Annotated in this window: 11 protein-coding genes; 10 read left to right on the top strand and 1 reads right to left on the bottom strand. The window is 53.2% G+C overall.

Features of this window, described 5'->3' with window-relative positions; genetic code table 11:
- Position 1 precedes the first annotated feature (1 nt).
- The 10 genes from recO to KNP85_RS09000 all read left to right on the top strand — a co-directional run bounded on the left by recO (position 2) and on the right by KNP85_RS09000 (position 10,921).
- Positions 2–751, top strand: coding sequence for a DNA repair protein RecO (gene recO, locus KNP85_RS09045; protein WP_214802729.1), 750 nt, complete (start codon positions 2–4; stop codon positions 749–751).
- A 288-nt stretch (positions 752–1,039) separates the two neighbouring features.
- Entirely contained in the window at positions 1,040–1,933 is an 894-nt protein-coding gene (glyQ, locus tag KNP85_RS09040; RefSeq protein ID WP_370447070.1) for a glycine--tRNA ligase subunit alpha, read from the top strand.
- Entirely contained in the window at positions 1,926–3,980 is a 2,055-nt protein-coding gene (gene glyS, locus KNP85_RS09035; RefSeq protein ID WP_214802726.1) for a glycine--tRNA ligase subunit beta, read from the top strand. The genes glyQ and glyS overlap by 8 nt, the downstream gene beginning before the upstream one ends.
- A gap of 21 nt (positions 3,981–4,001) precedes the next feature.
- Complete coding sequence (gene ccpN / locus KNP85_RS09030) at positions 4,002–4,631, top strand: transcriptional regulator CcpN (RefSeq protein WP_021065695.1); 630 nt, start codon at positions 4,002–4,004, stop codon at positions 4,629–4,631.
- Positions 4,618–5,466 (top strand): pyruvate, water dikinase regulatory protein, encoded by an 849-nt coding sequence (locus tag KNP85_RS09025; protein WP_051627707.1) that lies wholly within the window; start codon positions 4,618–4,620, stop codon positions 5,464–5,466. The genes ccpN and KNP85_RS09025 overlap by 14 nt, the downstream gene beginning before the upstream one ends.
- Before the next feature lie 107 nt (positions 5,467–5,573).
- Positions 5,574–7,394, top strand: coding sequence for a DNA primase (dnaG, locus tag KNP85_RS09020; RefSeq protein ID WP_353048932.1), 1,821 nt, complete (start codon positions 5,574–5,576; stop codon positions 7,392–7,394).
- A 35-nt stretch (positions 7,395–7,429) separates the two neighbouring features.
- Complete coding sequence (rpoD, locus tag KNP85_RS09015; protein ID WP_021065698.1) at positions 7,430–8,524, top strand: RNA polymerase sigma factor RpoD; 1,095 nt, start codon at positions 7,430–7,432, stop codon at positions 8,522–8,524.
- 132 nt (positions 8,525–8,656) lie between these two features.
- Complete coding sequence (gene cccA, locus KNP85_RS09010) at positions 8,657–8,995, top strand: cytochrome c550 (RefSeq protein WP_021065699.1); 339 nt, start codon at positions 8,657–8,659, stop codon at positions 8,993–8,995.
- Positions 8,996–9,092: 97 nt separating this feature from the next.
- Entirely contained in the window at positions 9,093–9,809 is a 717-nt protein-coding gene (locus KNP85_RS09005) for a tRNA (adenine(22)-N(1))-methyltransferase (protein ID WP_021065700.1), read from the top strand.
- A complete protein-coding gene (locus tag KNP85_RS09000; protein WP_214756525.1) occupies positions 9,809–10,921 on the top strand; it encodes a Nif3-like dinuclear metal center hexameric protein in 1,113 nt (370 codons plus the stop codon). Before KNP85_RS09005 ends, KNP85_RS09000 begins: the two co-directional genes overlap by 1 nt.
- A gap of 42 nt (positions 10,922–10,963) precedes the next feature.
- Here KNP85_RS09000 and KNP85_RS08995 read toward each other — a convergent pair whose 3' ends face one another.
- Complete coding sequence (locus KNP85_RS08995; RefSeq protein WP_029595228.1) at positions 10,964–11,917, bottom strand: 4-hydroxy-3-methylbut-2-enyl diphosphate reductase; 954 nt, start codon at positions 11,915–11,917, stop codon at positions 10,964–10,966.
- Positions 11,918–11,943 lie beyond the last annotated feature (26 nt).

Raw genomic sequence — 11,943 nt, 5'->3', positions numbered from 1 at the left:
CATGTTGCAAAAGGTCACGGGAATCGTCATTCGGACCGTCAGTTACGGAGAGTCGAACAAAGTCGTCACCTTGTTCACCGAAGAGCTCGGAAAAGTTGCCGTCATGGCACGAGGGGCGAAAAAGCCGGGCAGCCGTCTGCATTCGTCGAGTCAGCCGTTCGTCGAAGCGGTATATATCTTTCCGGCGAGTCGTGGCCTAGGCCAATTGAAATCGTCGGATGTGATCACGTCTTATCCGGAAATCCGAAAAGACGTCGAGCGGATGGCATACGCCATGTATTGGCTCGAACTCGTCGACCGGACGGTAGAGGACCGCGTCCCGAACCGTCCGCTCTATCGCATCTTGAACGACGCCCTGCAGGCGCTCAATGCAGGGATGGATCCGGAAGTGATCACGCATCACTTCGAACTGCGCATTTTGCACTTGCTCGGGGTCGCACCGGTCTTGACCGGCTGCATCCGGTGCAACGATGTGACCGACCCGATGTACTTCTCGGTGACGGCCGGCGGCTTCCTCTGCGCCCGGCACCAAGAAGAAGGATCGATTCGCATGAGCGAGCGTCTGGCGAAGTTGCTCTATTTGATGAGCCGGCACGAACTGTCCGAATTCAGTAACGTTCCGCTCACGAAAGAGACACGGATTCTGCTCCGACAGCTGTTTGATGCGTATATGGACTCCTATAGCGGCCTGCGGCTGAAGACGAAACGGGTCCTCGACCAAATGCAGCGATTGTACTTGAACGATGATTGACTTTTTCGACAAGATTCGATACCATAATCTACGATTAGACAAATGAAATAGCGTGCGCAATGAAGGAAAACAAGTAGCTTTTTTACCGTGGGTGCAGCGAGTTCGGGAAGGTGGAAGCCGAACGCCAGGTTGAAGTGAATGGCAATTCCAGAGCGCCCACAATCCAAAGAGTGGCCTCATCTCGAGGCAAGTAGGGTGGAACCGCGGGTAATCCCGTCCCTATGTGCATGGCACATAGGGGCGTTTTTTGTCGTTTCAATACTTTTGGAGGTGTCACATATGAAGCACATGACCGTGCAAGAAATTATTTTGACGTTACAAAATTTCTGGGCGTCGAAAGGCTGTTTGACAATGCAAGCGTATGACGTTGAGAAAGGGGCCGGTACGATGAACCCGATGACGTTCCTACGGAGTCTCGGACCCGAGCCGTGGAACGTCTGTTACACAGAGCCATCACGTCGTCCGGCGGATGGACGGTACGGAGAAAACCCGAACCGCTTGTATCAGCATCACCAATTCCAAGTCATCATGAAGCCGTCGCCAAGCAACATCCAAGAGCTTTACTTAGAGAGCTTAGAGTTGATCGGGATCAACCCGCTCGAGCACGACATCCGTTTCGTCGAAGACAACTGGGAGAACCCGACGTTCGGTGCGGCCGGACTCGGTTGGGAAGTCTGGTTGAACGGGATGGAAATCACTCAGTTCACGTATTTCCAACAAGTCGGTGGCATCGAGTGCGATCCGATCGCCGTCGAGATCACGTACGGTCTTGAACGTCTTGCGTCATATATCCAAGAAGTCGAAAGCGTGTTTGACCTCGTCTGGACAGACGGATTCAAATATGGCGATATCTTCTATCAGCCGGAATTCGAACATTCAAAATATACGTTCGAGCTCTCGGACGTCGATATGTTGTTCACATTGTTCGATACGTATGAAAAAGAAGCGAAGCGTGCCTTGGACGAAAACCTCGTCTTCCCGGCTTACGACTATATCCTTAAATGTTCGCATACGTTCAACCTTCTCGATGCGAAAGGCGCCATCTCGGTGACAGAACGGACTGGTTTCATCCAACGCGTCCGTAACATGTCCCGTGCATGTGCCGCCAAATTTATCGAAGAGCGGGAACGTCTCGGTTTCCCACTTTTGAACCAACAGAAAGCAGGTGCCCTTGATGCGTGACCTTTTATTAGAAATCGGACTTGAAGAATTACCAGCCCAATACGTCCTCCGTTCAGAAAAACAATTGGCGGAACGCGTAACTACCTTCTTGACGGAAGCCCGTGTCCAATTCGGTGCCATCACCGTTTATTCGACACCGCGCCGCCTCGCCGTTCTCGTCAAAGACGTGGAAGAGAACCAACAAGATTTGACGGAGACGCTTCGCGGACCAGCGAAAAAGATTGCTCAAGATGCTGAAGGAAACTGGTCGAAAGCAGCCGCCGGCTTTGCCCGTGGCCGCGGCCTATCGGTCGACGACTTGTACTTCGCCGAAGAGAAAGGTGTCGAGTACGTCTTCGCCGACCGTCATGAATCAGGTCAACCGACGAGCACGTTGCTCCCAGCACTCGAAGACGTCGTCCGTGGCATGACGTTCCCGAAAAACATGAAGTGGGGCACGAGCAGCCTACGCTATATGCGTCCGATTCGTTGGCTCGTCGCCTTGTTCGGTACCGAACAAATCGATTTCGAAATCGAAGGCGTGAAGACGGGGAACGTGACGCGTGGTCACCGTTTCTTGAGTAAGGGTGACGTCGTCATCACGGAACCGGCTGCCTATGCTGAGACGCTTGAACGCGAGTTCGTTGTCGCTTCGTACGAAGACCGGAAAGGGCGCATCGAACGTCAAATCGAGGAGTTGGCTTCAGAACAGGGTTGGACCGTCCCGCTCGATGCCTCGTTGCTCGAAGAAGTGACGAACCTCGTCGAGTGGCCGACAGCGCTATTCGGTGAATTCGATGCCCGTTATCTCGAACTTCCAGAAGAAGTCTTGATTACGACGATGAAAGAACATCAGCGCTATTTCCCGGTTTATATCGGTGAAACACTCAAAAACTATTTCGTGACCGTCCGTAACGGAAATGCCGAACACCTTCAAAACGTTGCCAAAGGGAACGAGAAGGTCATCCGGGCCCGCTTGGCAGATGCCGTCTTCTTCTATGAGGAAGACCAAAAGACGAAGATTGACGAACAACTCGTCCGTCTCGACCGCATCGTCTTCCATGAGAAGTTGGGTACGACGGGAGACAAGGTCCGTCGCGTCGAACAGCTCGCAGGAACGCTTGCGCCATTGTTCAATGCGGATACAGCCAAAGTGGCGCGTGCCGGTGCCATCCATAAGTTCGACCTCGTCAGCCAAATGGTGTATGAGTTCACAGAACTCCAAGGAGTGATGGGTGAGAAGTATGCGCTCCAACAAGGTGAGGACGCGGAAGTGGCCGCAGCAATCCGTGAGCACTACATGCCACGTTTTGCTGGTGATGCCTCGCCGGCGACATCGACGGGTGCCGTACTCGCACTCGCCGATAAACTGGATTCGATTGCTGCCTTCTTCGGAATCGGCATGATCCCGAGCGGTTCACAAGATCCGTTTGCGCTCCGTCGCCAAGCCCAAGGGGTCGTTCAAATTTTGGCGGATTGGAAGATTTCCTTGCCACTCGACAAATTACTTTCACAAGTTGTCGATTCGCAACTTCAGGCAGGACTTTACGATGCCGATAAAGAACAAGTCAAGGCGCAACTCGAGGACTTCTTCATGCTTCGCTTGAAGTATCGTCTGCAAGAGCGACAAGTCCGTTATGACGTCATTGACGCCGTCTTGACGACTGGCCTTGCGATCGACCGACTCGATGCGAGAGCGGATGCGGTTCAAGCCATGCTCGCGAGCGAGGCGAAACTGCTCATCGAACAATTGACACGCGTCGTCAACATCGCTAAAAAAGGCGAGACCGGTGACGTCGATCCGTCATTGTTTGAAAATACGGAGGAGAAAGATCTCCACGCTGCCATCGAAGCGACGTTACCGGAGACGGAACGCGCGGTCGAGGCGGGCGACTATCATCAAGCAATCACATCATTGCGCGCCCTAGAACATCCGATTAGCACTTATTTTGAAAATACAATGGTCATGAGCGATGTCGAGGCGATTCGCGAGAACCGTCTGCGTGAGATGAAGCGACTCGCTGCGACAATCGAGAATGTCGCCGATTTTAGCGCGCTCGTACTCTGACCAAACTTGAGGGGGTTGGCTATGCAGCTGAATGAACGCCAACAGAAGATCGTTGAAATCGTAAGGGTCAACGGACCGATCACGGGGGAGCAGATCGCCCAAGAGCTATCGCTCACCCGGGCCACGCTCCGACCGGACCTTGCCATTTTGACGATGACTGGAATACTAGAAGCCCGACCGCGTGTCGGCTACACGTTCGTCGGCAAACGAAACTCATCCCTGCTTCGGGAAAAGCTTGACTCGTTGACGGTCGGAGACTTCATGTCGTCGGCGAAAGTCGTCAGTAACGAGATGACGGTGTATGACGCTGTCGTGACGTTGTTCTTGGAAGACGTCGGCTCGCTGTTTGTCGTCGGGAAAGACAATGAGCTCGTCGGCGTCCTATCGCGTAAAGACTTACTCCGGGCTGCCATCGGTAATCAAGATCTCGATCAGTTGCCGGTCAACGTCATCATGACCCGGATGCCGAACATCACGGTATGCGAGAAGGGTGAGACGTTGATTCGGGCCGGAATGAAGTTGATCGAGAAGCAAATCGATGCCATGCCGGTCGTTGAAGAGAAGGATGGCAAGCTGATTGTGCTCGGTCGCATGACGAAGACGAACATGACGAAAGTATTAATCGCGCTCGCTAACGATGAGTCGTTCTGAGGAGGAATCTGGTTTGACACTGACACAAAAACAACTCGTATTTGTCGTGAGCGATTCAGTCGGCGAGACGTGTGAACTCGTCGTCCGGGCCGCGAGCATCCAATTCCATGAGAATGCGATTGAGACGCTCCGCATCCCGTTCGTCGAAGATGAACAGACGATTCACGACGTCGTGACACAAGCGCGTGCCCAAGGAGCGGTCATCGCCTTCACGTTGGTCAATGAAGAACACCGGTCGTTGCTCGTCCGTCTCGGACAAGAGTACGGTGTGAAGACGGTCGATTTGCTCGGGGATTTGCTCGATGTGCTCGCTGGTCAACTCGGTGAGAGTCCGCGCGAAAAACCAGGACTCATCTATCGTTTGGACGAAGATTATTTTCGGAAAATCGAAGCGATGGAGTTTGCGGTCAAGTACGATGACGGACGTGATCCGCGCGGGTTGAAAAAGGCGGACATCGTCCTCGTCGGCGTCTCACGGACATCGAAGACACCGCTCTCGCAGTATTTGGCCCTGAAGCGCTATAAGGTCGCGAACGTGCCGCTCGTGCCGGAGTCACGCCCGCCGGAAGAACTGTTTGAATTGCCGCCTGACAAGTGTGTCGGCTTGATTATCTCACCTGACAAATTGATTTCGATTCGGATGGAACGGTTGAAATCGCTCGGATTAAAACCCGAGGCCGATTACGCCCAACTCGAACGGATTAACCGGGAGCTCGAATACGCCCGTGGGATTTACGAGCGGATCGGTTGTGAGGTCATCGATGTGACGAACAAGGCCGTCGAAGAGACGGCTGGCATCATTTTGCGGATGCTCGATCAATCAAAAGAGGATTGAGCACTCGGATTAGTAATCGACTGGTGATAACGGTATAATAGAGTACTGACATGACATTGAAACGGAACGTGGTGAACGTTCCGTTTCGTTGCGAGTTTGGATAGGGAGTGGTCAAGTTGCCGCGCATACCGGATGAAGTCATTGCGGAAGTAAAACAAGCCACAGATATCGTTGATTTAATTAGTGAACGCGTTGAATTGAAGAAGCAAGGACATCGTCTCGTCGGGCTTTGCCCGTTCCACTCGGAGAACAGCCCATCGTTCTCCGTGTCCCCGGAGAAAGGGATGTATCACTGTTTCGGATGCGGCGCCGGCGGGAACGTGTTCACGTTCGTTATGGAGACGGAAGGACTATCGTTTCCAGAGACGATTGAACGCCTCGCCACGCGAGCGAATATCGCAATCGAAGGTGGCGTGTCGGGCGACGAGGAATTATCGCGAGACCAAGTCCTCCGTAAACAGATGCGCGATGCGCATCGGGTCGTGGCCGACTTGTATCACGAGGTGTTGATGAAGACCGAGGCGGGCGAAGTCGGATTGACGTATTTGCAGCAGCGCGGTTTAGAGGAGTCGACGATCGGTCAGTATAAGATCGGTTACGCGCCCGACCATCGCCGATTCACCGTGGATTCATTAGAACGAAGAGGTTTCGACCTCGAGGTCATGGTAGAAGCGGGATTGATTTCTAAGTCTAGATCCGGTGAATATTTCGACCGGTTCGAAGGCAGAGTCGTCTTTCCGATTGCGGATCGAGACGGCACCATCGTCGGATTTAGCGGACGGGCGATCGATGAGCGACAGCCAAAGTACGTCAATACGGCGGATACTCCGTTATTTAATAAGAGTGAACTCTTATTCGGGTTCTCACAGGCCCGCGCCACGATGCGCAAACAAAAACGTGTCTTGCTCGTCGAAGGAAACGTCGACGTCTTACAAGTCGCGCAAGCCGGGACGAAAGAAGTCGTCGCCTCGCTCGGGACGGCGTTCTCGTCCCAACATGCCCGCGCCTTGGCCCGCATGGTCGAAGAAGTCATCATCTGTTACGACGGCGATACGGCCGGACAGGAAGCGACGATGAAAGTCGTCCGCTTGCTCGAAGGCTATCCGCTCGACGTGCAAGTGTTGATGTTACCTGAGAAGACCGACCCGGACGACTACATTCGGACGAACGGGGCGGAACAGTGGCGTAAATTGGTCGAATCGGAACGGTTGTCCGTCCTCGATTTCATGAACCGCACGCTCCGGCGTGGGAAAAACATGAATCGAGAAGGAGAACGGATACGGTTTATTGAATCTATGCTTGTGGAAATTAGTAAAACGGATAACTCGATTCGCCGTGACCTGTACTTGAAGAAGCTGGCCAACGAATTTGAGATTCCGGTCGAGACGTTATTGTCGCGGATGCCGAAGACGTCTTCGAAAGAAGCCGTCCCACAGCCCGTCCGCGAACCGGAGCCGGTCCGCCGGCGTTCGTCTAAAGCAAACGAGCCACGCTACGTCAAAGCGGAGAAGTTATTGCTGCGGGCGATGTTGAGTGGTCCGGAACGGGTTCGTTTCGTCCGGGACCGCCTCGGTCTGTCCTACCAGGACGAGGTGCACCGGATGTTGGCGACGGCATTGTATGAAATCGTCTCCGAGGACATGACACACGAGGAGTTCGAACAGGTCGCCCCTCCGTTCATGGAACGATATTGTGACCAACGTCCGGACTATGCGAATCGTTATGCCGAGATTCGACTCATGGCCGCACCGGATGAACTGACCGAAGAGGTTTTAGATGAATACATTAAGGTCATAAACAGTTATGAGGAACAGCGTCAAATCGAGCGGGCGAAAAGGGAAATCGGACAAGATGCCGAAAGTATAGTAGACCAGGCATCCAAGTTACAAGAATTGATTACCCGGAGTCGTCGGCTTCGTGAACGATGAACGTGGAGGAAGTTTGGAAGGAGTTGAACTGCTAGATGGCAGAGAAGAAAAAAGAGGATTTATTTAACGCCATAGAGGAACTTGAGAAATTAGGGAAGAAAAAAGGCGTCGTATCGATGCAGGAGATTCAAGATCGCCTCAGCCATTTCGAGGTGGACTCAGACTTTATCGATAACTTCATCGAAGATTTAGAAGGTAAAGATATCCGCGTCACAGAAGATGCGGCCGATGCCGAAGAGACGCCATCGAAAAAAGAAGACGAAGAGGTCGATTTGAACGACCTATCTGTCCCACCGGGCATTAAAATCAATGACCCGGTCCGCATGTACTTGAAAGAAATCGGACGCGTCGATCTTCTTAGCGCGAAAGATGAGACTGAACTCGCGAAGCGGATTGAACAAGGCGATGAAGAGGCGAAGAAACGCCTTGCCGAAGCCAACCTCCGTCTCGTCGTCTCGATTGCGAAACGTTATGTCGGGCGCGGCATGCTCTTCCTCGACTTGATTCAAGAAGGAAACATGGGCCTCATTAAAGCCGTCGAGAAGTTCGACTATATGAAAGGGTTCAAGTTCTCGACATATGCGACGTGGTGGATTCGTCAAGCAATCACACGTGCCATCGCGGACCAAGCCCGGACAATCCGGATTCCGGTTCACATGGTCGAGACCATTAACAAATTGATTCGTGTTCAACGTCAATTGTTGCAAGACCTCGGACGCGAACCGTCGCCTGAAGAGATTGCCAAAGAGATGGAGCTCACACCTGAGAAGGTGCGTGAAATCTTGAAAATCGCTCAAGAACCGGTGTCACTTGAGACGCCGATTGGTGAAGAAGACGATTCACACCTCGGTGATTTCATTGAAGACCAAGATGCGATGGCTCCACAAGATGCCGCCGCGTATGAATTGCTCAAAGAACAACTCGAAGACGTGCTCGACACGCTCACGGACCGTGAAGAGAACGTACTCCGTCTCCGCTTCGGACTCGATGACGGCCGCACGCGTACGCTTGAAGAAGTCGGTAAAGTGTTCGGCGTCACCCGTGAGCGGATTCGTCAAATCGAGGCGAAGGCACTTCGGAAACTTCGTCACCCGAGCCGTTCGAAACGCTTGAAAGACTTCCTCGATTAATTGTGTTTTTGAATAAAATGTGAAGTTTTAGAAGAAAGGAAGGAAAATGAGTGATTTTCCTTCCTTCTTTATTATTTTTTGAGTAAAATAGTGATGGGTAGAAATTTGGAATGAACATGAGGGGGAAATGCAATGCGTAATCCATTGTTACCGTTTGCAGCGATTGCGATCGTCGCAATCATTGCCATGGTCTCATTATCGTATTTTGGCGTAAACCAAGCACAACAAGCTGCTGAAGGTCCGTCTGTCACTGAGATGAACCCAGAAGACTTGTATGCGGCTAAAGGCTGCACAGGTTGCCACGGTGGAAATCTCGAAGGAGGCGTCGGTCCTGCCTTGACTGGTGTCGGCGAACGTTTATCGGCTGAAGAAATCACGAACATCATCGTCAACGGTAAAGGTGCGATGCCAGCTGGCCTCGCGACTGCCGAAGAGGCGGACGTGCTCGCGACTTGGTTGCTCGAACAATAAGAGGGAAACGTACTCCTAACGGGGTACGTTTTTTATTGTCCTGGCTATCAATATTCGTTACCCTAATAGTGAAGAAGTAGAAAAAGGAGTTGTCCCTATGCAAGAACAAGTGACGTTAGACCGGCGGCTGAAGCAAGTCGTCGATTTCATCCCGAAAGGTAGCGTAGTGGCGGACATTGGATCTGACCACGCTTACGTGCCGTGCTACCTCGTCCAACAAGGCATCGTCAATCGAGCCATCGCCGGCGAAGTGAACCGCGGACCGATGGAGGCGGCAAAAGCGCAAGTCGCGTTGATTGGCGCGACTGAACAGATTGACGTCCGTCTCGGGGACGGACTCGCCGTCCTCGAAGCAGATGAGGCGACCTGTATTTCAATATGCGGGATGGGAGGAAGTTTGATTCGATCGATTTTAGAGAGTGGCCGTGACAAGTTAGGCGCGGTCGAACGACTCGTCTTGCAACCGAACGTGGATGGACAACACGTCCGCGAATGGTTGCTCGACGCAGGTTTCGTGTTGATCGCCGAGTCCATCGTCGAAGAGAACGATAAAGTATATGAGATTCTCGTCGGAGAACGTGGTACGGAGACCCGCTATAGTTCGGATGAAACGGAACGGGCTTGGCAGCTCATGTTCGGACCTTACTTGCTCGAGACACGGCCTGAGGCGTTCAAGCTGAAATGGGGACGCGAAGCGGACAAGCTCGATTATGTGCTCGGTCAAATGGCCGAGGGGGCACAGACCGAGGCGCTCATCCAGAAACAGGAGGAGTTCAAGACGTTACGTGACAAAATGAGAGAGGTGAGCAACTAATGGCGAACGGAAACCATGTCATCCAATTGTTTGACGAATTTGCCCCGAAACATCTTGCCGTCGAGGGCGATAAAATCGGTCTCCAAATCGGTACGTTGAATAAACCGGTACATCGGGTCATGGTGACGCTCGACGTGCTCGAATCGGTCGTCGATGAGGCCATCGAACGAGACGTCGACTTGATTATCGCCCATCATCCACCGATTTTCAGTGCTCTCGAACAAGTGAACGACCGCAGTGCGGCAGGGCGCATCGTCATGAAATGCATTCGGCATGACATCGCCGTCTATGTGGCCCACACGAACTTGGACGTCTGCGAGGGCGGGGTCAACGACTGGATGAGTGAGGCACTCGGGTTGGTCGATCCGACGGTGCTCATCCCGACGTATGAAGAACCGGTGTATAAACTGTCCGTGTTCGTCCCGACGACGCATCGACAAGCCGTGTCGGATGCGCTCGGCCGGGCCGGAGCCGGTCGTCTCGGAGATTATGGGGACTGTCAGTTCACCGTCTCGGGAGAGGGTCAGTTCACACCACTCGAAGGGTCGGACCCCTATCTAGGCCAACACGGCAAGATGGAACATGTCGAGGAAGTGAAAATCGAGACGATTGTCACGGAGAGCCAAAAGAAACGAGTACTCAAGGCGATGACGGACGCACATCCATATGAAGAGGTCGCCTATGATTTGATTCGGGACGACATCGAGGGGCGTGTGTTCGGTCTCGGGCGCATTGGTCGTCTGTCGACCCCGCTCACACTCGCTGCGTTCGCAGAGCACGTCAAGGCGAGCTTTGGCGTCGAGGCGGTGCGTATCGTTGGCAATCCGAACCGGACAATCGAGAAAGTGGCCGTCCTCGGTGGTGATGGGAACAAATACGTGTCGGCCGCCCATTTCAAAGGCGCGGACGTGTATGTGACGGGTGACTTGTATTTCCATGTGGCGCACGACGCGATGGCTCTCGGTCTTTCGGTCGTCGACCCGGGTCATCATGTCGAGAGTGTCATGAAGCAGGGTGTCGTCGACGTCATGCGGCAAAAAGGAGAACGTGCGAAGCTCGATGTCGAATTCTTCGTGTCCGAAGCCGATACGAATCCGTTTCGTTTCTATTGATGATGTGAAAACCCCGTCCTCTCACGAGGACGGGGTTTGATGTCACTTACGGAGCGCCTTCACTTTCGGGAGGATGCTACGGAGTTCAAGATAAGGGGTCTTGTCATGTGTGCTCAAATCGAGCGGGTCATATTGGCTCAAGAAGTCGATCACTTTCTTTGTGATCGGCGTCGGTGTCGACGCGCCTGACGTGACGGCGACCGTCTCGACACCATCGAGCCAAGCCAGGTCGAGCTCGCTCAAATCACCAATGCGATAGGCATTCGTGCCGGCAATCTCTTTAGAGACTTGGGCCAGGCGGTTCGAGTTATTCGATTTCGGGTCGCCGACGACGATTAACAGTTCGCAATCGCCGGCTTGTTCGGCCACCGCTTCTTGACGGACTTGTGTCGCGTTACAGATCTCATTATGCACTTCGACGTGTGGATAACGCTCTTGAATCATTTCGATCAAGGCCGAGACGTCCCATTGACTCATCGTCGTCTGGTTCGTGACGAGGATTTTCGTCTCATAGAGATGGGCCGGCAACGCCTCGAAATCCCGTTCATATTGTACGAGATGAACTTTGCCCGGGGCGACGCCCATGGCACCCTCTGGTTCCGGGTGTCCGTGCTTCCCGATATAGATGACCTCATAGTCGAGGGCCGTCTTTTCACGAATCAAATCGTGCGTGACCAAGACGTCCGGGCACGAGGCATCGACAATCGTCAATCCTTTCTCGATGGCACGTTTACGTACGAGCGGCGAGATGCCGTGAGCGGTAAAGACGACCGTTCCGCGGTCGATGGTCTCGAGTGCTTTCATGCGATCCTCGCCGTCGACCGTCTTGACGCCGAGGTCCTCGAACGCTTGGGTGACATGTCGGTTATGGACGATCATGCCGAGTATATGGATAGGACGCGGTAAATCTGGGTTGGCCACCGCTTCGTTGGCGAGCTTCATGGCATCGACGACGCCGTAGCAGTATCCGCGTGGACTGATTTTTTTAACTTTCATTTTGTAAGGAACGCTCCTTTCGCGAT

This window comes from Exiguobacterium sp. s194 (assembly GCF_018618275.1).
Taxonomy (GTDB): domain Bacteria; phylum Bacillota; class Bacilli; order Exiguobacteriales; family Exiguobacteriaceae; genus Exiguobacterium; species Exiguobacterium chiriqhucha.
The sequence above is the reverse complement of the archived record's forward strand: the minus strand, read 5'-3'. Positions and strand labels throughout refer to the sequence as shown.

Bases quoted from the DNA above. Each gene is read 5' to 3' on its own strand.
- KNP85_RS09000 (WP_214756525.1), top strand. From the start codon at position 9,809: ATGGCGAACGGAAACCATGTCATCCAATTGTTTGACGAATTTGCCCCG.
- glyQ (WP_370447070.1), top strand. From the start codon at position 1,040: ATGACCGTGCAAGAAATTATTTTGACGTTACAAAATTTCTGGGCGTCG.
- rpoD (WP_021065698.1), top strand. From the start codon at position 7,430: ATGGCAGAGAAGAAAAAAGAGGATTTATTTAACGCCATAGAGGAACTT.
- ccpN (WP_021065695.1), top strand. From the start codon at position 4,002: ATGCAGCTGAATGAACGCCAACAGAAGATCGTTGAAATCGTAAGGGTC.
- cccA (WP_021065699.1), top strand. From the start codon at position 8,657: ATGCGTAATCCATTGTTACCGTTTGCAGCGATTGCGATCGTCGCAATC.
- KNP85_RS08995 (WP_029595228.1), bottom strand. From the start codon at position 11,917: ATGAAAGTTAAAAAAATCAGTCCACGCGGATACTGCTACGGCGTCGTC.
- recO (WP_214802729.1), top strand. From the start codon at position 2: ATGTTGCAAAAGGTCACGGGAATCGTCATTCGGACCGTCAGTTACGGA.
- glyS (WP_214802726.1), top strand. From the start codon at position 1,926: ATGCGTGACCTTTTATTAGAAATCGGACTTGAAGAATTACCAGCCCAA.
- KNP85_RS09005 (WP_021065700.1), top strand. From the start codon at position 9,093: ATGCAAGAACAAGTGACGTTAGACCGGCGGCTGAAGCAAGTCGTCGAT.
- KNP85_RS09025 (WP_051627707.1), top strand. From the start codon at position 4,618: ATGAGTCGTTCTGAGGAGGAATCTGGTTTGACACTGACACAAAAACAA.